Consider the following 22,241-nt stretch of genomic DNA (forward strand, 5'->3'; position numbering starts at 1 on the left):
GATCGGGCCTTAACGCGGATCGAGGTCGAGCCCCGGCGCCTGGGCGGCCTCGGCGAGGCTGGACATCTCGTCAATGGACAGCACCTTGTCCACCGCCAGCACGATCACGAACTTGCCCTCGACCTTGGCCATGCCGCTGATGAAATCGGCGCGAATCCGCGCACCGAAGCTGGGGGGTGGTTCGATCTGGTCTGCCGAGATGTCCTGCACCGCAGACACGGTATCCACCAGCAACCCGATGTCCTGAGGCTGGCCCTCCTCCGTCCTGGCCTCGATGATGATCACGCAGGAGCGCCGGGTAATGGTCGAAGCCACACGGCCAAAGCGCGCCGACAGGTCGACCACCGGCACGACGGAACCGCGCAGGTTGATCACGCCGCGCACGAAGGTCGGCATCATCGGCACCATGGTCAGGCTGCCGTACTCGATAATTTCCTTGATCCCCAGGATACCGAGGGCGAACATCTCGCCACCGAGTATGAAGGTCAGGTACTGCGCCTCCTCGCTTGTCGCAACCGCAGTGTGACGGGTGGTCATTACAGCGCCCATGTCATTCTCCCTTTGAGCCGGCATCGATCCTGCGATCAGAAGCGGGTGAATTCCGATTCGTCCAAGGCACCGGCCATGTTCTGAGCGAATGCCTTGCGCGGTGCCTGCGCCATGGGACGCTGCGCCTGGCGATCGGGTTTGTTGCCGGCATTGTCCAGGTTGCGAGCAGGTGCAGCCCTGGGTGTGGCATCGAGCACGAAGAAGCTCATGGCCTGCTGCAACTGCTCGGCCTGGCTGCTCATTTCTTCTGCGGTGGCGGCCAGTTCCTCACTGCTCGAGGCGTTCTGCTGGGTGACCTGGTTGAGCTGGGTCATCGCCATGTTGATCTGCGCGACACCGGCGGCCTGCTCCTCGGACGCGGCACTGATTTCCTGCACCAGATCGGAAGTCTTGGTGATCGAGGGGACCATTTCATCGAGCAGCTTGCCGGCCTTCTCGGCCATGTCCACGCTGCTGGAAGACAACTCGCCGATTTCCTGGGCGGCCACCTGGCTGCGCTCGGCCAGCTTGCGCACTTCGGCGGCCACTACCGCGAAGCCCTTGCCATGCTCACCGGCCCGCGCGGCCTCGATGGCAGCGTTGAGGGCGAGCAGATTGGTCTGGTAGGCGATGTCATCAATAATGCTGATACGCTGGGCGATTTTTTTCATCGCCACCACCGTCTGCTGCACCGATTCGCCGCCGTCGGCGGCCTCCTTGGCCGCCTTGCTGGCCATGCCATCGGTGACCTTGGCGTTCTCGGTATTCTGGTTGATGCTGGCGCTCATCTGCTCCACCGACGCACTGGTCTCCTCGACACTGGCCGCCTGCTCGCTGGTGGCCTGGCTCATCGATTGCGCGGTGGCGCTGACCTGCTCCGAGGCGCTGGCCAGATTGTCGGCGGCGTTGCGCACATCGCCGATGATATGCGCCAGCTTGCCAACCATGTTGCGCATGGCGTTGAGCACCATGCCGGTCTCATCCTTCGCACCCGATTCGATATGGGCGTTGAGACTGCCCTCGGCCAGTTGCTCGGCCGCTGCCGCCGCGTGGCGTAACGGCCGCGAGATGATCCGGGCGATGAACAATGCCAGCCCCAGGCCGACCAACAGTGCAACGATCAAGGCCGCGACGATCGACAGACGTGAGCTTTCGTACAATTCCGAGCCCCGATCACCGGCCAACGTGGCGCCGACGTCGTTGAGTTCGATCATTTTCTGCAGGCGACTCGTCAGCTCATCAAAATGCACCTTGGACTCGCCGCGCAGCACGCCACGAGCCTGATCCACCTCATTCTGCCGGGACAGTTCGAACAGTTTCTGACTGGCCGCCAGGTAGGTACCCCAGGCGCTCTTGACGCTGTCGAGAAGCAGACGATCTTCGTCGTTCGATAACAATTTCTCGTAGGTTTCGAGCCTGGTTTCGAACTGCTGGCGCGCCTCGACGGCTTCGCGTTCCGCCTGGACCTTTTCCTCGGCCACTTCGGTGCTGATGTGACGGTTTTCCTTCAGGCGATAGTTGGCTGCAAAAAAACGCATGCCTGCCGCTGCGCGCATGGATGGCAACCAGTTGCCCCTGATGTCCTGGGCCGCCTGGTTGACACTGCCGAGCTGGACGATAGCGAAGGCTCCCATGCCGGCGGTCAGCGCCAGGACTATCAGGAAAGAGCTGATCAGCTTGATTGAAATTTTCAGATCGTAGAACCATTTCATCGAGGAACCTCCATGGAATTGCAAATACGTCAGCGACCAACGACAGGAGACGACTGAGGTGCCTGGGCCATACGGGCTTCCAGGTGTACGATTTGGTTGAGCAATGCCGGCACATCCAGAATCAGGGCCACCGCGCCGCTGCCCAATATGGTCGAACCGCTGATACCACGCAGTGAGCCGAAGAGCTTGCCCAGGGGCTTGATCACGATCTGGAACTCGCCGAGCAACTCGTCCACCACCAGACCGGCCTTGTGCTCGGCGTAACGCACCACCACCACGTTCTGCCGCCGAGCCGCAGGGCCTTCGTGGTTGAAGTGATCGCGCAAGTCCACCAGGGGCAATACCTCGCCACGCAGGCCCAGATACCCCTGGTCGCGGCTGGATTGGCGCTGGTGTTCATCCAGTTCGATGCATTCCTGGACCATGTCCAGGGGAATCACGTAGGTCGCGTGGTCGATGCCCACCAGGAAACCATTGATGATCGCCAGGGTCAGCGGCAGGCGAATGCGCACCACGGTGCCCTGGCCGGGGCGGCTGTCCAGGTCGACGGTACCGCGCAACAGCGAGATGTTGCGCTTGACCACGTCCATGCCCACGCCACGTCCGGACAGGTTGGTCACCGCTTCGGCGGTAGAGAAACCGGCTTCGAAGATCAGGTTGTAGATCTCCTGGTCGCTGAGCACCGCGCCGCTGGCGACCAGCCCTCGTTCCTGAGCCTTTTCCAGGATGCGCTCACGGTTGAGGCCCGCTCCGTCATCGGCGATTTCGATGACGATGCTGCCCGAGTCGTGGTAAGCATTGAGGCTCAGGTGACCCTTGCTCGGCTTGCCAGCCGCACGCCGGGCTTCGGCGCTTTCGATACCGTGATCCATGGCATTGCGCAACAGGTGCATGAGCGGATCGCCGATCTTCTCCACCACCGTCTTGTCCAGTTCGGTTTCCGCACCGCTGATGATCAGGTCGATGTCCTTGCCCAACTCCTGGCTGACGTCGCGTACCACGCGGCGGAAGCGGTTGAACGTATCTCCGATAGGGATCATGCGCAGGTGCAGGGCACTGTCGAGAATGTCCTCCACCAGACCTGACACGGTCGAGGTGGACTCTTGCAATGGAGCGTTGTTGCAGGAACGGGCCAGCAGACTCGCGCCAGCGCTGGCGATCACCAGTTCGCCGACCAGGCTGATCAACTCGTCGAGCTTGTCGGCATTGACCCGCACATAGTTGCCATCCCGGGCTTTCGCCTCACTGGTCACCGGTAGCCGCTGAGGCGCGGCAACCGTGGCTTGTGACTCAGGCAGCGCGACCAGCTCGGTACCCTGGGCAAGCGTGCCGTCAGGGGTTTCGTCGACGGCGCGGATATGTACTTCGCACTCGTCACGCACGAAGTCGAAGACTTCATTGAGGGTGGCATGGCTGGCGGCGGAACGCAGGTCGATTTCGAAGCCCAGGTAGCAGCTCTCCGGATCCCAGCTTTCAAGGGCCGGAATGCTATCGGTCAGCGTAGTCACCTGAATCATCTGCCCCAAGGTGTCGAGGTAGCGCAGGAACGACAGCGGGTCCATGCCATTGCGGAACACGTCCACGCCAAAGCGCAAGGAAATGTGCCATAACACCTCGCCCGACGTGTCCGGACCTGCGCCTGCAACGGCGACTGGCGCGCTTTCGCCGGGCTCGGTTGGTGTCTGGTAGACACTCAGCGAAGCGCGCAAGGCAGCTTCCCGCTCCAGCGCAGGCGGCTGGAGCACCTCGCCCCGATTGGCGACGACTTCGATCAGCTCAAGCATATGGTCGCCGCACTTGAGCAGTACCGCGATCAGCGCGGCATCCACGGCCACACTGTCATCGCGGATACGGTCGAGCACATCCTCCACGATATGCGTAAAGCTGACGATCGGTGCCAGGCCGAACAGCCCGGCGGAACCCTTGATGGTGTGTGCGGCACGGAAAATCGCGCCGATGGCATCCTGATCGCCGGGCTCGTTTTCCAGTTGCAGCAAGGATTGCTCCATGGCCTGCAACAGTTCACGTGCCTCCACGATGAAAGTCTGCTGTGCCTGATCGAGATTGATGCTCACCTGGACTATCCCTGTCTATCCCTGTCTATCAATGAACCGTCGCGGTGCCGGCTAAAAGGCGGGACTGCGGCACAGTTGAAGCGTTTGCGTGACCGTCGGGCTCTTGTCGGTCAGGCTCAAGGCCATACCGGCGAGGCCGGCTTCACGCTCGATGACTGCAAGCAACTGCAGCCCGGCGCCATCCATTTCGGTGACCTGCGACAGGTCCAGTTCTAGGCACGCCGCCGCCCCCATCTGTGGCAGCAGCGCGGCCGCCAGTTCGGCGACGGTGTAGATGGTGAGTTCACCGTCAATGCCTACGCGAACCGTATCGGCGACGATTTCGCTGGTAACGGACATGGTTGCCTCCTGGGGCCGGGTTTCAGGGCAGGATCAGTTTGGAAACTGCCGCCAGCATCTGTGCCGGCTGGAAGGGCTTGACCACCCATGCCTTGGCTCCTGCAGCCTGACCTTCGGCCTTTTTCGATTCCTGCGACTCGGTGGTCAGCATGATGATAGGCGTGAACTTGTAGTTGGCCAGTTTCTTCACCTCCTTGACGAAGGTGATGCCGTCCATGTTCGGCATGTTCACGTCGCTGATGATCAGGTGTACTTTCTGCCCGGTGAGTTTGCTCAGCGCGTCTTTGCCATCGCTCGCCTCGATCACGTCGTAACCGGCGCTTTTCAAGGCAATCCCGACCACTTGCCGCACACTGCTGGAGTCGTCGACCACTAATACGTTCTTCGCCATGATGGGCTCCTAAAAGAAAGTGATTTCTGCTGAACTCTGTTGGGCGGCGGCTGTGCCATGGTGTGTACGCCGCTGTTCGTCGGTGGCGTAGGTGGATTCCATGCGCGCCAGCCATTGCCGGGCGTCCATGGTTTCGGCCTGGCCCGGCGACTGGCGGGCCTGCAACAGGTGATCGTGCAACGCGGTGATGTTGTCGCGCACGTGGCTGAGAATCTGGCTGACCCGATCCTGGAATTGCAGGTTGACCAGCACGTCGGTCAGCTCGTCGCGAATCCCGTGGCTTTCCTGCTTGAGCAGATCGGCGGAGTCGGCCAGGCGACCGGTGATGTCCTGGAAACGTGCAAGTACAAGCTGAATGCTCTGCTCGGACGCGCCGACGGAATGGCTGTCCTGGTCGGCGCTGCTGGACGCGGCCTGCACCAGTTGGGTAATGGCGTTGTTGATGATGTCGACCTTGGCCGACATCTGCTGGCCGGTCTCGCTGGACTTGCTCGACAAGGTGCGTACTGCATCGGCCACCACGGCAAAGCCACGACCGGCCTCGCCGGCACGGGCTGCTTCGATGGCGGCATTGAGGGCCAACAGGTTGGTTTGCGCGGCAATGGCCGCAACGTCGGCGGCCATGGTCCGCAATTCGCCGGTATAGGCCGTAAGCCCGCGCACCTGGCCGAGTATCTGGTCACGGCTGGTTTGAGTGGCCTTGAGAGAGTCGATCACCTGGCTCAGCTCGCTGTCGCTGCGCGCCAGCACCTTGAGCGCGCCATCAGCGGCCTGGCCATCCAGTTCGCCGGCAGCCTGCTGCGAGGCTTGTACCGTCTCCTGCAAGCGCGTGGCGATCCCGCTGAAACGATTGACCAGGCTGACAATTGCCTCTTCGGTCTGTTGGCGCGAGTTTTCTACCTGCTTGGCCCATATCGGCATGGCCCCCAGCAACACCTCATCGAGCGTCGCCCGTGAAGCCGCACCGTTCTGCGCGGCATCTGCGCCACTTTGCTCGCTCAGGCCCCGTGCACTCGCGCGAAGCACCGCATCACGTTGTGAGCGCGCGCTCCAGGCGCAAGCCACGAGACCTAGCAGCACCAGGACCGCACAAGCCAGCAGGTTGGCCGCAGAGGTCGATTGCACGAGTATCCAGGTAACAGCAGGCACAACAGGGATCAAAGCGAACCAACGAAAACGCGGATGACCGGAAATGGAACTGGGGCTAGGACTGGATTGACGCGATATCATGAATTCGATCCTTGAACGTTCTTGCCAATACAAACAACATAGGACTTATCTGCCCGGTTTGCGGCAACTTTATAGATTCCCCCATGCCTTTCGTCTGGTTTATTGCCAGTCGCTATATTGGTCCGCTCTTCCAGGAGCTTGTGGTGCGGGGTTTATCCGCAGTCATATCGGTCTCGGTCAGCGCCCCACCGCTCAATGTGGCGGGGCATCCGGCAGCCACAGCTGCCTCCCACAATGAGCGCGCCATGTGGGAGACGGATGCACCTGCAGATAGGCGCCGCAGGCAATGGCGAGTCAGATCCTACCCGACCCAGCCCACTGCCGTTTTCGGAATGATGTCGGACTCCTCCATCTTGGACGCGAACATGCTCACCGCCTCCACCGCATCGCTGGTGCCGCTGCGGATCTGCAGAATGACCGATCCGGCCTGATCCGCCAGGGTGACGCCGCGTTGCGCGCCTTCCTGGGTGACATGCATGCTGGCCACCGCGTCGCGGGTTTCCGCGAGGATCTTGCCGATCACCTCGGCAATCTCGGTGGTCGAACGGCTGGTGCGTCCGGCCAACTGTCGTACTTCGTCCGCAACGACGGCAAAGCCGCGGCCCTGGTCGCCCGCACGGGCCGCTTCGATGGCCGCGTTGAGGGCCAGCAGGTTGGTCTGTTCGGCGATCCCCCGGATCGTGTTGACAATCGCCGAAATTTCCTCGGAACGGCCACCCAGTTGTCCCACCAGACGTGACGAGTTACCGATGTTGTCGGCAATCAGGCGCATTTCCTTGGCCGTCTGCTGGATGACCTGTTCGCCCTGCTCGGCGACACGCTCCGTCTCGGCGGAAATATGGTAGGCCCGCGCTGCGCCCAGCGAGTCTGCTTCGAACTTCTCGACCCGCTCGGTGATGTCGCTGGCGAATTTGACGATCTTGCTCAATTTGCCTGCGGCATCGAAAACCGGGTTATAGGTTGCTTCCAGCCAGACGGTCCTGCCGTTTTTACCGATGCGTTTGAATTGGCCGCTGAAGAACTCACCGGCGTTGAGTCGGCGCCAGAAGTCGCTGTACTCGCTGCTGTTGACCAGGCTGGGCTCACAAAACATGCGATGCTGCTTGCCCTTCAGATCCGCCTTGGCATAGCCCATGGTGGAGAGGAAGTTATCATTGGCCCAGAGGATATTGCCGTTCAGGTCGAACTCGATCACCGCCATTGCCCGATCAAGCGCCGTCAGCTTGCTGTTCGTTTCCGCCTCCCTGACTACCTGTGCGGTGACATCCAGCGCATATTTGACGATCCGGGAGACTTGTCCCTGCTGGTCCATTACCGGGTTGTAGCTGGCTTCCAGCCAGATAGCCTGCCCCTGGGCATTGAGGCGCTTGAAAGTACCAGACACGAAGTTACCGGTACGTAACTGGTTCCAGAACTCACTGTATTCACGACTGCGGACCAGATCGGGCTCACAGAAGTCCCGATGAGACTTGCCGGGTAACTGATCGGCCCGGTAGCCCATCGCTTTCAAGAAGTTCTCATTGGCGCGGATGACCTTGCCATCAAGGCTGAACTCCACCACCGCCATAGAGCGATCCAGTGCGGCAATCAATCCCTTGTAGCTTTCCACTTCGGCCGTCCTGGCCGCCAGTTCATTTCTAAGTTTTTGATTGAACATGACGCACCTCACAAAGGACGAACACTATACTAAGTGTATCGGCAATTTATGGGGCGACTTAAGGTCTCGTGAAAAAAAGTTGCAAGCCGTTCGGTGCCAGGACGAAGGCTCTTCAAGCCCTGGCGCCGAAAGCTGAATGCTTGCTCCCCTGCGCATTAAGCCTATCTTACTTTATATGGCGAAATGCCATGTACGTATTAGCAGTTAGTTCTTATTTGAATAGTTTCAGCATTGCAATTTGCATTCATGCCGTTCAATGAATTACCCAAATACCTGTGAAAAGGGCTGACAAGTGCAACCTTATTACATGACGAGCAACATAGATTTGCGCTCAAGGAGATTGATAGGTTACTAACGAAAGTGCATGATGGGAAGCCCTCTTGGGCTTCCATCATTCCGAATGATAGTGACCTTCGCTTCATTCGATTCGTGTGCGATCAGCGGCCACAGCATCATCCGCCCATCTCAATAGATTGGCGGACTCCCCATGGAACAGTCACTTAAACTTTTGCGCTTTCCCCTCGCGGCACTGGCGGTCGTGGTGATGAGCGCCTGCGATAAGGCACCGGTGGCGGCAGGTGGTGCGATGCCGGCGGCCAAGGTCAGCGTGGCCAAGGTCCTCGAACAACCCGTCAATGAGTGGGACGAGTTCACCGGACGGCTCGAAGCCCCGGAAACCGTGGAGATCCGCCCGCGCGTTTCCGGCCAGATCGATCAGGTAACCTTCACTGAAGGTGCACTGGTCAAGAAAGGCGACCTGCTGTTCCAGATCGACCCACGGCCCTACCAGGCTGAAGTCCACCGCCTCGAAGCCCAACTGCAGCAAGCCCGCGCCACAGCCAACCGCACCGCCAACGAAGCCGAACGTGGCAAGCGCCTGCTGACCAGCAACGCGATTTCCACCGAACTGGCCGACACCCGTACCAGCACCGCCCAGGAAGCCAAGGCCGCGGTCGACGCGACCCAGGCCCAATTGGATCTGGCCAGGCTGAATCTGAGCTTCACCCGCGTCACCGCCCCGATCAGCGGCCGCGTCAGTCGCGCCGAGATCACCGCCGGCAACATCGTCAGCGCCGATGTCACGCCGCTGACCAGCGTGGTCTCCACCGATAAGGTCTACGCCTACTTCGACGCCGACGAGCGGGTCTACCTCAAGTACACCCAACTGGCTCGCCAGGGCAAACGTGGCCAGACCACTCCGGTGTACCTGGGCCTGTCCAACGAGACCGGCAATCCGCATCTGGGCCAGATGAACTTCGTCGACAACCAGGTCAACCCACGCACCGGCACCATTCGTGGCCGTGCGGTGTTCGATAACAGCGACGGCAGCTTCACCCCCGGCCTCTATGCACGCCTGAAACTGGTCGGCAGCGGCACCTACGATGCCGTACTGATCAACGACGAAGCGGTCGGCACCGATCTGGGCAAGAAGTTCGTGCTGGTGCTGGATGCCGACAAGAACACGGCCTATCGCACCGTCGAGCTGGGTCCGAAGATCGAAGGCTTGCGCATCGTGCGCAGCGGGCTGAACAAGGACGACACCATCATCGTCAAGGGCCTGCAACGCGTGCGTCCTGGCTCGCCAGTGGATCCCGAAGTGATCCCGATGGCCAGCAAGGAAACCCTCGCCGCCCTGGCACAACAACGACAAGCCCTGGAAGCCAGCAACCTGTCGCAGGTCGCCCCGGCCAAGGCCGCCGCGCCCCAGGCAAACAAGCTGGCCGCAGCGACTCCACGCGGTTAAGGGATACACACGATGAATTTTTCCCAGTTCTTCATATCAAGACCGATCTTCGCGGCCGTGCTGTCGCTGTTGATCCTGATCGCCGGCGCCATCTCGCTGTTCCAGTTGCCGATCAGTGAATACCCGGAAGTGGTCCCGCCGACCGTGGTCGTGCGTGCCAACTTCCCCGGCGCCAACCCCAAGGTGATCGGCGAAACCGTGGCCGCGCCATTGGAGCAGGCGATCACCGGCGTCGAGAACATGCTGTACATGTCCTCGCAGTCGACCGCCGACGGCAAACTGACCCTGACCATCACCTTCGCCCTGGGCACCGACCTGGACAACGCGCAGGTGCAGGTTCAGAACCGCGTGACCCGCACCGAGCCCAAGCTGCCGGCCGAAGTGACCCGAATCGGTATCACCGTCGACAAGGCCTCGCCCGACCTGACCATGGTCGTGCACTTGACCTCGCCGGACCAGCGTTACGACATGCTCTACCTGTCCAACTATGCCTTGCTCAACATCAAGGATGAGCTGGCGCGCCTGGGCGGTGTCGGCGACGTGCAACTGTTCGGCATGGGCGACTACTCCCTGCGGGTCTGGCTCGATCCGAACAAGACTGCCTCGCGCAATCTGACCGCCACCGACGTGGTCAATGCCATCCGCGAACAGAACCGTCAGGTTGCCGCCGGCCAGTTGGGTGCACCGCCCGCGCCGAACGCCACCAGTTTCCAGATGTCGATCAACGCCCAGGGCCGTCTGGTTACCGAGGAAGAGTTCGAGAACATCGTGATTCGTGCTGGCGACGACGGGGAAATCACCCGCCTGAAGGACATCGCCCGGGTCGAACTCGGCTCCAGCCAGTACGCCCTGCGCTCGCTGCTGAACAACCAGCCGGCAGTGGCGATCCCGATTTTCCAGCGTCCAGGCTCCAATGCCATCGAGATTTCCAACGAAGTCCGGGCAAAAATGGATGAACTGAAGAAGGATTTCCCCCAGGGCATGGACTACAGCATCGTCTATGACCCGACCATCTTCGTCCGTGGCTCCATCGAGGCAGTGATTCACACCCTGTTCGAAGCCCTGATACTGGTGGTGCTGGTGGTGATCCTGTTCCTGCAGACCTGGCGCGCCTCTATTATTCCGCTGGTGGCCGTTCCGGTCTCGCTGATCGGCACCTTCGCGGTCATGCATCTGTTCGGCTTCTCGTTCAATGCCCTGTCGCTGTTCGGTCTGGTTCTGGCGATCGGTATCGTGGTGGACGACGCCATCGTGGTGGTGGAGAACGTCGAGCGTAACATCGGCCTTGGCCTCAGTCCGGTGGAAGCCACCAAGCGCGCCATGCGTGAGGTGACCGGCCCGATCATCGCCACGGCGCTGGTGCTCTGCGCAGTGTTCGTCCCGGCGGCATTCATTTCCGGCCTGACCGGCCAGTTCTACAAACAGTTCGCCCTGACCATCGCCATTTCGACCGTGATTTCGGCGTTCAACTCGCTGACCCTGTCGCCGGCCCTGGCTGCGGTGCTGCTCAAGGATCACCACGCACCCAAGGATCGTTTCTCCAAGGTGCTCGACGCGCTGCTTGGCGGCTGGCTGTTCCGTCCGTTCAACCGTTTCTTCGACCGCGCCAGCCATGGTTATGTCGGCGCCGTCGCCCGTGTCATCCGCGTCAGCGGCGTGGCGCTGGTGCTCTATGCCGGCCTGATCGTGCTGACCTGGCTCGGCTTCTCGACCACCCCGACCGGTTTCGTGCCCGGCCAGGACAAGCAGTACCTGGTGGCCTTCGCCCAACTGCCGGACGCGGCGAGCCTGGACCGTACCGAAGACGTCATCAAGCGCATGTCCGACCTGGCCCTGAAACAACCCGGTGTGGAAAGCGCGGTGGCCTTCCCCGGCCTGTCGATCAACGGCTTCACCAACAGTCCGAACGCCGGCATCGTGTTCGTCACCCTCAAACCGTTCGACGAGCGCAAGGACCCGAGCGAGTCGGCCGGCGCTATCGCCGGGGCCTTGAACGGCAAGTTCGCCGGGATCCAGGAAGCCTACATGGCGATCTTCCCGCCGCCGCCGGTACAAGGCCTGGGCACCATCGGTGGTTTCCGCCTGCAGATCGAGGACCGGGGCAACCTGGGCTACGACGAGCTGTACAAGGAAACCATGAACATCATCAACAAAAGCCGCAGCGTGCCGGAGCTGGCGAATCTGTTCACCAGCTACACCGTCAACGTGCCGCAGGTCGACGCAGCCATCGACCGCGAGAAGGCCAAGACCCACGGTGTGGCCGTCAGTGACATCTTCGACACCCTGCAGATCTACCTGGGTTCGCTGTATGCCAACGACTTCAACCGCTTCGGCCGTACCTATCAGGTCAACGTCCAGGCCGAACAGCAGTTCCGCCTCGAATCCGACCAGATCGGCCAGTTGAAGGTGCGCAACAACAAGGGCGAGATGATCCCGCTGGCGACCTTCATCAAGGTCAGCGATACCTCGGGGCCGGACCGCGTGATGCACTACAACGGTTTCATCACCGCCGAAATCAACGGTGCAGCGGCACCGGGCTACAGCTCCGGCCAGGCCCAGGTGGCGATCGAGAAACTGCTCAAGGACGAACTGCCCAACGGCATGACCTACGAGTGGACCGACCTGACCTACCAGCAGATCCTCTCGGGCAACACCGCGTTGCTGGTGTTCCCGCTCTGCGTACTGCTGGCGTTCCTGGTCCTGGCGGCCCTGTATGAAAGCTGGAGCCTGCCGCTGGCGGTGATCCTGATCGTACCGATGACCCTGCTGTCGGCGATTGCCGGGGTGATCCTGTCCGGTGGCGACAACAACATCTTCACCCAGATCGGCCTGATCGTACTGGTGGGCCTGGCGTGCAAGAACGCGATCCTGATCGTCGAGTTCGCCAAGGACAAGCAGGAAGAAGGGCTCGATCCGCTGAGCGCGGTGCTGGAGGCCTGCCGTCTGCGTCTGCGGCCGATCCTGATGACCTCGGTGGCGTTCATCATGGGCGTGGTGCCCCTGGTGTTCTCCAGCGGTGCCGGTGCCGAAATGCGTCATGCCATGGGCGTGGCGGTGTTCTCCGGGATGCTCGGTGTGACCTTCTTCGGTCTGCTGCTGACCCCCGTGTTCTATGTATTGATCCGCCGCTTCGTCGAGCGTGGCGAAGCGCGCAAGGCCGAACGGGCCCTCAAGCTGGAGGCGCAACAATGAGCAGTATGAAGGCCTTTGTGCCGAGCCTGCTGGTACTGGCGCTGAGTGCCTGTGCCGTCGGCCCGGACTACAAGACTCCCGACACCCCGGCGGCGAAGATCACTGCCGCCAGCGATGAAAGTGCTGCGCAGAAGAACTTCGACCGCGCACGCTTCGAGGGTGTCTGGTGGCAACAGTTCGACGATCCGACCCTCAACCAGTTGGTGACCCAGTCCCTGAGCGGCAACCGTGACCTGCGTGTCGCCTTCGCCCGCCTGAAGGCGGCGCGGGCGATCCGCGATGACGCCAGCGACGATGCGATGCCAACCATCACCAGCCGGGCCAGCGCCAATCTCGGCAAGGGCCAGGTCCCGGGCCAGACCGAAAGCCGGGTCAATAGCGAGCGCTATGACCTGGGGCTGGACATGGCCTGGGAAGTCGACCTGTTCGGCCGCATCCAGCGCAACCTGGAGGCCGCCGACGCCGACCAGCAGGCGGCCGAAGCCGACCTGTACCAGTTGCAGGTGACGATGATCGCCGAACTGGTGGATGCCTACGGACAACTGCGCGGCGCACAACTGCGGGAAAAGATTGCCCTGGCCAACCTGAAGAACCAGCAGGAGTCCAAGGGCATCACCGAAAGCCTGCGCGACGCCGGGGTCGGCGACCAGCTCGACGTGGTCCGTGCCGATGCCCGCCTGGCGGCGGTCGAAGCCAGCGTACCGCAACTGCAGGCCGAACAGGCCCGGCAGAAAAACCGTATCGCTACCCTGCTCGGCGAACGCCCGGACAGTCTGACGGTGGACTTGGGTCCCAAGGACCTGCCGGCGATTGCCAAGGCCCTGGCCATTGGCAATCCGGGCGAACTGCTGCAACGCCGTCCGGACATTCTCAGTGCCGAACGCAAGCTGGCCGCCGCCACCGCGCGGATCGGCGTGGCCAAGGCCGACCTGTTCCCACGGGTCAGCCTCAGCGGCTTCCTCGGCTTTACCGCCGGGCGTGGTTCGCAGATCGGCTCGTCGGCCGCCAATGCCTGGGCCCTGGGCCCGAGCATCACTTGGCCGGCGTTCAACCTGGGCAGCGTGCGGGCGCGCCTGCGCGGTGCCAATGCCGAAGCTGAAGGTGCCTTGGCGACCTACGAGCAACAAGTGCTGCTAGCGCTTGAAGAATCGCAGAACGCCTTTACCGACTATGGCAAGCGCCAGCAGCGGCTGGTCTCGCTGATTCGCCAGAGCGAATCGAGCCGTGCCGCCGCTGACCTGGCCGCGATCCGCTATCGCGAAGGCAGCGTCGACTTCCTGGTCCTGCTCGACGCCCAGCGCGAGCGCCTGGCCGCCGAAGACAGCCAGGCCCAGGCCGAGGTCGACCTGTATCGCGGCATCGTCGCGATCTACAAGGCCCTGGGGGGCGGCTTCGCGCCGCAGACCGTCGCCAGCAACTGATTCAGACTCTCCCGGCTGGATGCCCCTCCAACCGATTTGGCCCCGCAGCCCTTGGCTTGCGGGGCTTTTTTTCGTCGATGAATAATGCCGGGAGATAGTGTTACAAGATATTTCATCAACTCCGAAATGCTCTAACGAACTGTCATTTCTGACAGTTACCGGCGAAGCGGGCTCTGGGTACGGTAAGTACGCGCATAGATCGTGCGCTCACTCATCGCAAGGAGAAGCGTCATGAAACTCCCCTCTCGTCTTGTCACTTCGCTAGGCCTGGCTATCGCCGGCGCCAACCTGGCCATGACGGCCCAGGCTGCCATATGGACCGATAACATCACCAACACCACGTTTTTCGATACCCGACTGACCTCTGGCACCGATTACCATTTTTTTGTTGGCGTGGGTCAAAGCACAGACTTCACCCCCCGGGCCCTCTGGGATACCGCCTCTGGCGGGGCGACGGCCCTGCCTTCCTTGTACGCCTCCGCCAGTGGAGTGGAAGCGAGCTGCACCGCCGATGCGGTCAATAACGCGCCGATCAGCACCGCCGTGATCATCGGCGCCTGCGAAGACACCAACGAAGACAGCCAGGCTGTCGTGTGGCATGGCAACAACCTCACCGCGCGCCCCCTGCTGCTGCAACCGCTGCCCATTCTCGCCGGGCTGCGCCTGGTACCCGACGTACAGACGGAGGCCGCTGCGGTCAACCTGGCAGGTGTCGTGACGGGCATCAGCATCAGTCCCACGGGTGAAACCACTCCGGTGGTCTGGACCTCTGCAGGGGCGGCGAACAGCCTGCTGCCGCCGCTGCTCGGCTCGGTCACCAACTGCAACGTCGCGGATATCAATGACGCGGCAACCCCCTCGATCATCGGCAATTGCCCTGCGGGGGCCGGAGGCCAGGGGAAAAACCAGGCCGTGCTCTGGGCCAATGCCAGCACCGGCTATAGCGCGTTGCCCGTGCCCAGCGGGGCCAGTTACTGTGTGGCCAGTGCAATCAATGCCAGCGGAAAAATCCTCGGCACCTGCTATTACAATGGCGGTGGCAGCGGCACTCCGAATACCTATAAAACCGTGCAATGGGCCGCCGGCGGTGCCAGCGCGCCAACGGTGCTGTTGACCATCAACAGCAGCACCTCGCTGCGTAACTCCGGGATAGCCATGAACGCCTCGGGGCAGATCACCGGCAACCGGATTAAATCCGGAGGCTTTACCACGGCCTTCTTCTGGGATCCCGCAACCGGTACCAACGCGACCCCGATCGCCCCCTTGCCAGGCAGTTCGAAAGGCACCGCCAAGGCAATTTCCAACAACGGCGTCGTCGTCGGTTGCAGTGAGGTCAATGGTCTGAGTGAAGCCTTTGCCTTCCATAGCGTCGGCGGTGCTCTGGTCGCAATCAGCCCCCTGGGCGCCGGTGGCAACGACTGTGCCGACACCATTTCTCCCAATGGCGCCTATGTCGCCGGCGTCAGCGAAGACGCCAGCATCAGCCAGCAGGGAGACGGCGTGATCACCAACACGCCCTAGGGCGAGCACGTGAAGGGTTCAGGGCTTCCACCGAAGCGTATGGGTTTGATCCAGAGGGATACTGAAATGACTGCTATCGTTCTTTCGCCGTCGGCCTGTTCCACGGAAACAAAAGCGACGTACTCCTTGTGCCCCCCAAAGGGGCTTGCATTGGCCTTGCTGATTGCCGCGGGGACTATCTGCCCGCTGATCGCGACATCCAGCCAGGCCGCTCCCGCCTGCCGCTATACGTGCAACAGTAACGTGCCCGCCAGACCCGCAGGTTACTCTCCGGGGTTCAATGCCGGGTACGACAGAGGCTATGCAGCAGGTTACGCAGCCGGCCGCCATCAATATGCCGCGGACTATAATGCGGGCTACAACTACGGCTTCTCGGCGGGTTACAGCAACGGTTACGCCGCGAACAAGCCACCTTATCGCCCGGTCCGTTATTAAGACCGGTCGAGTGGGTTACAACCATGGCGCCGACGGCGACTGGGCGGTCGCGCCCTGCAAGTAACACTCGTTGCTGTCGGCCCCTGGTGTATCAGCGGGAACGAACTCCACCTGGAATTCCAACCATGGATCTCCAGCGGGTGCCGCCGATAGATAGGCTCGATCAAGCTGTCGGGCAGAGCGATTGGACAAGCCGCCTCCCCGACTTCTAGTCTGGAACTGCGTACCCCCCGCGCTGCTGCCAGTCCCTGCCCATGATCGTGCGTCCAAAGCCGAACCTTACCGCCATCCTGTTTTCCCTCAAAGGCTCCATCGCTCGCCGTATCGCCTTGCGCTGCCTGGTGGTGACCCTCCTCGCCGCAGTCATCGTGCTGGTGGAAACCGCACACCCGGAGTTTTTCTCCAAGGTCAACGCAACGCCCTTCACCCTGCTCGGCCTGTCGCTGTCGATCTTCATGAGCTTTCGCAACAACGCCTGTTATGACCGCTGGTGGGAAGGCCGCAAGCAACTGGGACAGATGATCATCGATATCCGCTCGCTGATCCGCGAAAGCCAGGTGCTCGGCGACGGGCCGCAACGTACGGCGTTGCTGCGCGAACTCTGCGGCTTTGCCCACGGGCTGATCGCCCGTCTGCGCCAGGAAGACGAGTGCCAGGCCATCCGACCCTGGCAACAGGACACGCCGAGCCCCGGACACCCGAACGCCACGGATCAAGTGCTGCAGCGCATCGGCATCCGCTGCCAGGACATGGTGAAACAGGGCCTGATCAGTGAGTGGCGCTATACGCTGTTCTCCTCGCTGCTGCTCAGCCTCAGCCAGGTCCAGGCCAGTTGCGAACGGATCAAGCAGACACCACTGCCCTTCCCCTACAACCTGCTGCTGCACCGGACCATCTACCTGTTCTGCATCCTCCTGCCCTTCGCCATGGCCGAACCGCTGGGTTGGCTGACGCCGATCTTCACCGCGATCGTAAGCTATACCTTTCTTGGCCTGGACGAGATCGGTGACGATCTGGAAGACCCGTTCGGCTTCGATGAAAATGATCTGCCCTGCAGCGCGATTCTGCGCACCGTGGAGCGCGAGGTCCTTGCCAGTCTGGGCCACATCGATCTGCCGCCACCGCTGGCGCCAGTGGAATACGTGCTGAGTTAGGCGGCGGGTTTGACTCCAGGACGCGGCTGACCGAAGCTTGCCATCCAACGAAAGCTCGCCAGCTCACGGACCCAGCATGACGAAGCCCCGCCGCTACCTGCTTACCAGCCTGTTGTTAGTGCTCGCCCTCGGCCTTGTCTGGCATCTGATGCCCGGCAAGCTGGCCAACCCCCAGGCGCCTCACGTCAATTACGGTCAGGCGCTCAAGCAGGCTCACAATGGTCTGCCCGGGGCCGCGCGGGTGCTCTATCAGCAGTTGGCGCGCACCGACCTGTCGGACACCCGCCGGGCCGCCCTGCATGCCGAGTTGCCCAACTACCCCAGCCCACGCGCCTTGAAACTGGCCGACACGGACCTGCAAAACCCCTCGGCACTGGTGCGAGAAGCGGCGATCCAGAGCGTGGTCGGACTGGTCCCCGGAGCCCAGCGCAGCCTGCTGCTCGGGCCGGTGCTGGAGGACCGCGAACAGGCGGTGCGTTTCGCAGCGGCCAACGCTATGCTCGGCCTCTCACCGGATGACCAGGGCTTGTATTTCGGCCCGTTGCAGCAGGTGGTCGAGGAATACGAACGCACCCTCAAGGCTCAACCGGAAAACGCCGAAGCGCAGTTCCAACTGGCGCGCCTGTACCTGCACGAAGGCCAGTTGAATGAGGCGCAGCAGTCCCTCGAACAGGTCTCCCGACTGGAACCGAACAATCTCAAGGCAGTGGTGGCCCAGGTTGAATTGCTGGACAAACGCAACCAGCCCGATCAGGCCCGGCAATTACTCGCCAGGCAGTTGGAAGTACAGCCGCAGTCGGCCTATCTTCAACACGCGCTGGGCGTCTGGCTGCTGCACCACGGCCAGAGCGAATACGCCCTGTTGAGCCTGGCAAAAGCCGTGGAACTGGAGCCGGACAACACCGAATACCGCTACAAGCTCGCCACCACCCTGCACGATCTCGACCAGCTTGAAGCCGCCCAGCGCCAGTTGGAGGAATTGGTTCAACGTCATCCGGCAAACCGCAAGGCCCGGGTGTTGCTGATTGGCTACTGGAAGGAAAGTGGACAGCTACAGAATGTGCAGATTCTGCTGGCGCAGTTGGAGCAGCAGAATCCGGATGATCCGGCGTTGCAGCAGGGGCTGTAACCTCCATCTGGAGGGCTGCCTTCGACGGCTCGCCAGCAACTTGGCGCCCACCAGTGCGGTGAAATTGGGAACCGTGGCCTGCGCGAGCGGTCCAGTAACAGTATCCCCAGCCAAAAGAGCCTCTGGAATTGACGACACCCTCTGACTCCATCACCGCCAAGGCGGCCACCGGTATCGACGGCCTGGACGACATTCTTTCCGGCGGTCTGTCCCGTGGTCATGTGTTCCTGCTCGAAGGCGAACCCGGTACCGGCAAGACCACCGTCGCCCTGCAATTTCTCATGGCGGGCGCCGAAGCCGGCGAGCGCTCGCTGTACATCACCCTCTCGGAAACCGAGCAGGAACTGCGCCAGGGTGCCCGATCCCACGGCTGGGAACTGGATCACAACATTGCCATCTTCGAGCTGACGCCCCCGGAAAACCTGCTCGATGCCGATCACCAGCAAAGTCTGCTGCACTCCTCGGACCTGGAACTGGGCGAGGCCACCCGGCAGATCTTCGAAGCGGTGGAACGGATCAAGCCGACCCGCGTGGTGCTCGACAGTCTTTCCGAGATTCGGTTGCTGGCACAAAGCTCGCTGCGCTACCGCCGGCAGATCCTGGCGATCAAGCATTACTTCGTCCGTTATGAGGCCACGGTCCTGCTGCTCGATGACCTGACCAACGAATCCCTCGACAAGACCGTGCACAGTGTCGCCCACGGCGTCATCCGGCTTGAGGAACTGGCGCCGAACTACGGCGCCGAACGGCGTCGGGTTCGGGTGGTGAAATACCGGGGCCAGAAGTACCGGGGCGGTTACCATGATTTCACCATCGGCAACGACGGCATCCATGTGTTCCCGCGCCTGGTGGCGGCCGAACACCGTGGCGAATATCTGCGCCAGCAACTGAGCAGCGGCATCGGCGAGATGGACGCCCTGCTCGGCGGCGGCATCGAAACCGGCTCCAGCACCCTGATCCTCGGTCCGGCCGGTACCGGCAAGACACTCATCGCGATGATCTTCGCCGCCGCGGCAGTGGCTCGTGGTGAAAAGGCCGCGCTGTTCATCTTTGACGAAGAACTGGGCCTGCTACACGAGCGCATGAAACACCTCGGCATCGATCTGGCGGCCCTGCAAGCCACCGGCAACCTGTGGATGGAGCAGGTCGACGCCGCCGAACTGTCGCCTGGCGAGTTCTCCCATCGGGTCCGGCGTTGCGTGGATGAAGGCAATATAAAGACCGTGGTGATCGACAGCATCAACGGTTACCAGACCGCCATGCCGGAAGAGAACGCACTGATCCTGCACATTCACGAACTGTTGCTGTATCTCAATCGCCGCGGCGCCGCGACCTTCATGACCGTCGCCCAGCATGGCCTGGTCGGCGACATGCAGGCCCCCGTAGAGATCACCTACCTGGCCGATACGGTGATCCTGCTGCGTTACTTCGAGGCCCTGGGCAAGGTCCGCCGGGCGATTTCGATCATCAAGAAACGCACCGGCCCCCATGAGTCGACCATTCGTGAATACCGCATCGGCGAAACAGGCATGACCATCGGTAAACCGCTGGACGCCTTCCAGGGCGGGTTGCGTGGCGTACCGACCTACCTCGGCGAGGCCCTGCCACTGCTCAAGGATGAGGGTTTGTGAACCATTCGCATGAGGTTTCCGAACGGGCGATCATCCTGGCGCCCTGGGGCCGTGACAGCCAGATCGCCCGGAGGATCCTCGAGGAAGCCGGTTTCTGCGGGGTGGTGACGGAAAATCTGTCTTCGTTGTGCCTTGAACTGGAGCGCGGCGCCGGTCTGGCGATCATCAGTGCCGAAGCGCTGCAAGCCATCGATCTCGACCCACTGCTGCAGTATCTGCAGCAGCAACCGTCCTGGTCAGACCTGCCTATCGTGCTGCTGACCCACCACGGACGCCCGGAACGGCCCACAACCTTTCGGGTCGGCAGCCAGCTGGGCAATGTCACCTTTCTCGAACGGCCCTTCCACCCGGCCACCCTGATCAGCCTGGTGACCTCGGCCATTCGCGGTCGAAGGCGACAATACGAAGCCCGTGATCGCCTGGTCGACCTGAGCCAGAGCGAACAACGGCTCAAGGAAACCCTGGAGACCCTTGAGCAACAGGTAGAAGAGCGCACCATGCAGTTGCGGCACAACGAAGAAGCCCTGCGCCAATCGCAGAAAATGGAAGCGGTGGGGCAACTGACCGGTGGCATCGCTCACGACTTCAACAACATGCTGACCGGGATCATCGGCAGCCTCGAACTGCTCAAGCGCCGGCTGGCCCGTGGACGTCTGGAAGACCTGGAAAACCTCATCGACCTCGGCGTCACCTCGGCCAACCGTGCCGCCGGCCTGACCCATCGGCTGCTGGCATTTTCTCGCCGGCAGTCGCTGGACTCCAAGCCGGTGAACATGAACGAGCTGGTCAAGTCCATGGGCGAACTGCTGCATCGCAGCCTGAATGAAAGCATCGAACTGCGCATGGACCTGGCCCCGGCACTGTGGACCGCCGAAGCCGATCCCAATCAACTGGAAAGCGCCCTGCTCAACCTCGTGCTCAATGCCCGCGACGCCATGCCGGAGGGCGGTCAGTTGCTGGTCAGTACGTCGAATCAGGTGCTGGACCTGGCCTTCACGCAATCCCAGGGGCGCCTGGAGCCGGGCGACTATGTGCTGCTGCAGGTCCGCGACACTGGCTGCGGCATGCCGGAGAATATTATCAGCCGGGTCTTCGATCCGTTCTTCACCACCAAGCCGATCGGCCAGGGCACTGGCCTGGGGCTGTCGATGATCTATGGTTTCAGCAAGCAGTCCCACGGGCATGTCTGTATCGACAGCACGGTCGGCCAAGGCACCTCGGTCAACCTGTATCTGCCGCGCTACAGCGGTGAGCCGATACTCCAGGACGACTCATTGCAACTGTTGCCGTCTTCCCAGGCCGCCGAAGGCGAAACCGTGCTGATCGTCGAGGACGACCCGGCAGTACGGGCGCTGGTGCGCGATGTCTTGAGCGAGCTGGGCTATCAGTTCGTCGAGGCCGAGGACGGCAATGCCGCCGTGCCGGTACTCGAATCCAGCCAACGCATCGATCTGCTGATCAGCGATGTCGGCCTGCCTGGGATGAACGGCCGGCAACTGGCGGAAATCGGCCGTCAACTAAGGCCAGGGCTCAAGGTGCTGTTCATCACCGGCTATGCCGAACACGCGGCGGTGCGTGGCGGCTTTCTCGACACGGGCATGCAGATGATCACCAAACCCTTCAACCTGGACCTGCTCACGGCCAGGGTCCGGGAAATGATCAACGCTTGAGTCAGGCCAGCAGGCGCTGGATCTGCTCCTGCAAGGTATCGAGGTCGAAGGGCTTAGCCAGGATCGGCGCCTTGCGGGTGATCGGGCTGTCCGTTTCGAGAATTTCCGCCGGATAACCGCTGATGAAGATCACCTTCAGATCCGGACGCAACTTGACCGCCGGTTCGGCGATATCGACCCCGGAAATCCCGCCGGGCAAGCGGAAGTCGGTGACCATCAGGTCCAGGTTGGGCTTGGTCGCCAGGATCTCGAAGGCCTGCTCGCCGTTTTCGGCCTGCAGCACTCGATAGCCCACACTGGACAAATACGCCGACAGCACCATCAGGATCGACGGATCATCTTCGACGATCAGCACGACGTCTTGTGCATCTTCACTCATGGAAAACCTTCATTCTCAAAATTCTGCCCATAC

General features: G+C 61.8%; 17 protein-coding genes and 1 pseudogene. 9 read left to right on the forward strand and 9 right to left on the reverse strand.

The genetic code is table 11. The annotated features are described in order from the left end of the window. Positions 1-9: 9 nt before the first annotated feature. The 8 genes and pseudogenes from BLU37_RS21845 to BLU37_RS30020 all read right to left on the reverse strand — a co-directional run. Complete coding sequence (locus BLU37_RS21845; RefSeq protein WP_090208810.1) at positions 10-549, reverse strand: chemotaxis protein CheW; 540 nt, start codon at positions 547-549, stop codon at positions 10-12. Positions 550-584: 35 nt separating this feature from the next. Continuing rightward, a complete protein-coding gene (locus tag BLU37_RS21850) occupies positions 585-2,240 on the reverse strand; it encodes a methyl-accepting chemotaxis protein (protein ID WP_090208812.1) in 1,656 nt (551 codons plus the stop codon). Between the two features lie 29 nt (positions 2,241-2,269). After that, positions 2,270-4,315 (reverse strand): chemotaxis protein CheA, encoded by a 2,046-nt coding sequence (locus tag BLU37_RS21855; protein ID WP_090208815.1) that lies wholly within the window; start codon positions 4,313-4,315, stop codon positions 2,270-2,272. Between the two features lie 51 nt (positions 4,316-4,366). Continuing rightward, complete coding sequence (locus tag BLU37_RS21860; protein ID WP_010446478.1) at positions 4,367-4,654, reverse strand: STAS domain-containing protein; 288 nt, start codon at positions 4,652-4,654, stop codon at positions 4,367-4,369. Positions 4,655-4,676: 22 nt separating this feature from the next. Next, positions 4,677-5,045 (reverse strand): response regulator, encoded by a 369-nt coding sequence (locus BLU37_RS21865; RefSeq protein WP_010446480.1) that lies wholly within the window; start codon positions 5,043-5,045, stop codon positions 4,677-4,679. 9 nt (positions 5,046-5,054) lie between these two features. Next, positions 5,055-6,275 carry a methyl-accepting chemotaxis protein gene (locus BLU37_RS21870; RefSeq protein ID WP_090208817.1) on the reverse strand — a complete coding sequence of 407 codons (1,221 nt, stop codon included), beginning with the start codon at positions 6,273-6,275 and terminating at the stop codon, positions 5,055-5,057. A 301-nt stretch (positions 6,276-6,576) separates the two neighbouring features. Further along, positions 6,577-7,194: a methyl-accepting chemotaxis protein gene (locus BLU37_RS30015; protein WP_397428764.1), complete on the reverse strand. Its 618-nt coding sequence runs from the start codon at positions 7,192-7,194 to the stop codon at positions 6,577-6,579. After that, positions 7,168-7,932 (reverse strand): annotated as a pseudogene (locus BLU37_RS30020) (PAS domain-containing protein); the annotation flags it as partial. The pseudogene BLU37_RS30020 and the gene BLU37_RS30015, both read right to left, overlap by 27 nt. Positions 7,933-8,419: 487 nt before the next feature. Here BLU37_RS30020 and mexE point away from each other — a divergent pair. The 9 genes from mexE to BLU37_RS21915 all read left to right on the forward strand — a co-directional run bounded on the left by mexE (position 8,420) and on the right by BLU37_RS21915 (position 21,829). After that, entirely contained in the window at positions 8,420-9,676 is a 1,257-nt protein-coding gene (gene mexE, locus BLU37_RS21880) for a multidrug efflux RND transporter periplasmic adaptor subunit MexE (protein WP_090208823.1), read from the forward strand. Positions 9,677-9,688: 12 nt separating this feature from the next. Beyond that, positions 9,689-12,868 carry an efflux RND transporter permease subunit gene (locus tag BLU37_RS21885; protein ID WP_019363026.1) on the forward strand — a complete coding sequence of 1,060 codons (3,180 nt, stop codon included), beginning with the start codon at positions 9,689-9,691 and terminating at the stop codon, positions 12,866-12,868. Then, positions 12,865-14,289, forward strand: coding sequence for an efflux transporter outer membrane subunit (locus BLU37_RS21890; protein WP_090208825.1), 1,425 nt, complete (start codon positions 12,865-12,867; stop codon positions 14,287-14,289). The genes BLU37_RS21885 and BLU37_RS21890 overlap by 4 nt, the downstream gene beginning before the upstream one ends. A gap of 231 nt (positions 14,290-14,520) precedes the next feature. Continuing rightward, positions 14,521-15,810 (forward strand): HAF family protein, encoded by a 1,290-nt coding sequence (locus tag BLU37_RS21895; RefSeq protein WP_090208828.1) that lies wholly within the window; start codon positions 14,521-14,523, stop codon positions 15,808-15,810. Between the two features lie 66 nt (positions 15,811-15,876). After that, entirely contained in the window at positions 15,877-16,245 is a 369-nt protein-coding gene (locus BLU37_RS29110) for a hypothetical protein (protein WP_157696400.1), read from the forward strand. A 254-nt stretch (positions 16,246-16,499) separates the two neighbouring features. After that, positions 16,500-17,399 carry a bestrophin family protein gene (locus BLU37_RS21900; protein ID WP_090208831.1) on the forward strand — a complete coding sequence of 300 codons (900 nt, stop codon included), beginning with the start codon at positions 16,500-16,502 and terminating at the stop codon, positions 17,397-17,399. A gap of 76 nt (positions 17,400-17,475) precedes the next feature. Further along, positions 17,476-18,528 carry a tetratricopeptide repeat protein gene (locus BLU37_RS21905; RefSeq protein WP_090208836.1) on the forward strand — a complete coding sequence of 351 codons (1,053 nt, stop codon included), beginning with the start codon at positions 17,476-17,478 and terminating at the stop codon, positions 18,526-18,528. 128 nt (positions 18,529-18,656) lie between these two features. Beyond that, the gene (locus BLU37_RS21910) at positions 18,657-20,159 is read left to right on the forward strand and encodes an ATPase domain-containing protein (protein WP_090208839.1); all 1,503 of its coding nucleotides are present in this window, start codon (positions 18,657-18,659) and stop codon (positions 20,157-20,159) included. Then, the gene (locus BLU37_RS21915) at positions 20,156-21,829 is read left to right on the forward strand and encodes a response regulator (protein WP_090208841.1); all 1,674 of its coding nucleotides are present in this window, start codon (positions 20,156-20,158) and stop codon (positions 21,827-21,829) included. Before BLU37_RS21910 ends, BLU37_RS21915 begins: the two co-directional genes overlap by 4 nt. 1 nt (position 21,830) lies before the next feature. Here BLU37_RS21915 and BLU37_RS21920 read toward each other — a convergent pair whose 3' ends face one another. Beyond that, the gene (locus BLU37_RS21920) at positions 21,831-22,208 is read right to left on the reverse strand and encodes a response regulator (RefSeq protein WP_010445750.1); all 378 of its coding nucleotides are present in this window, start codon (positions 22,206-22,208) and stop codon (positions 21,831-21,833) included. Positions 22,209-22,241 lie beyond the last annotated feature (33 nt).

The sequence above is a fragment of the Pseudomonas asplenii genome (assembly GCF_900105475.1).
In the GTDB taxonomy this organism is placed as follows: domain Bacteria; phylum Pseudomonadota; class Gammaproteobacteria; order Pseudomonadales; family Pseudomonadaceae; genus Aquipseudomonas; species Aquipseudomonas asplenii.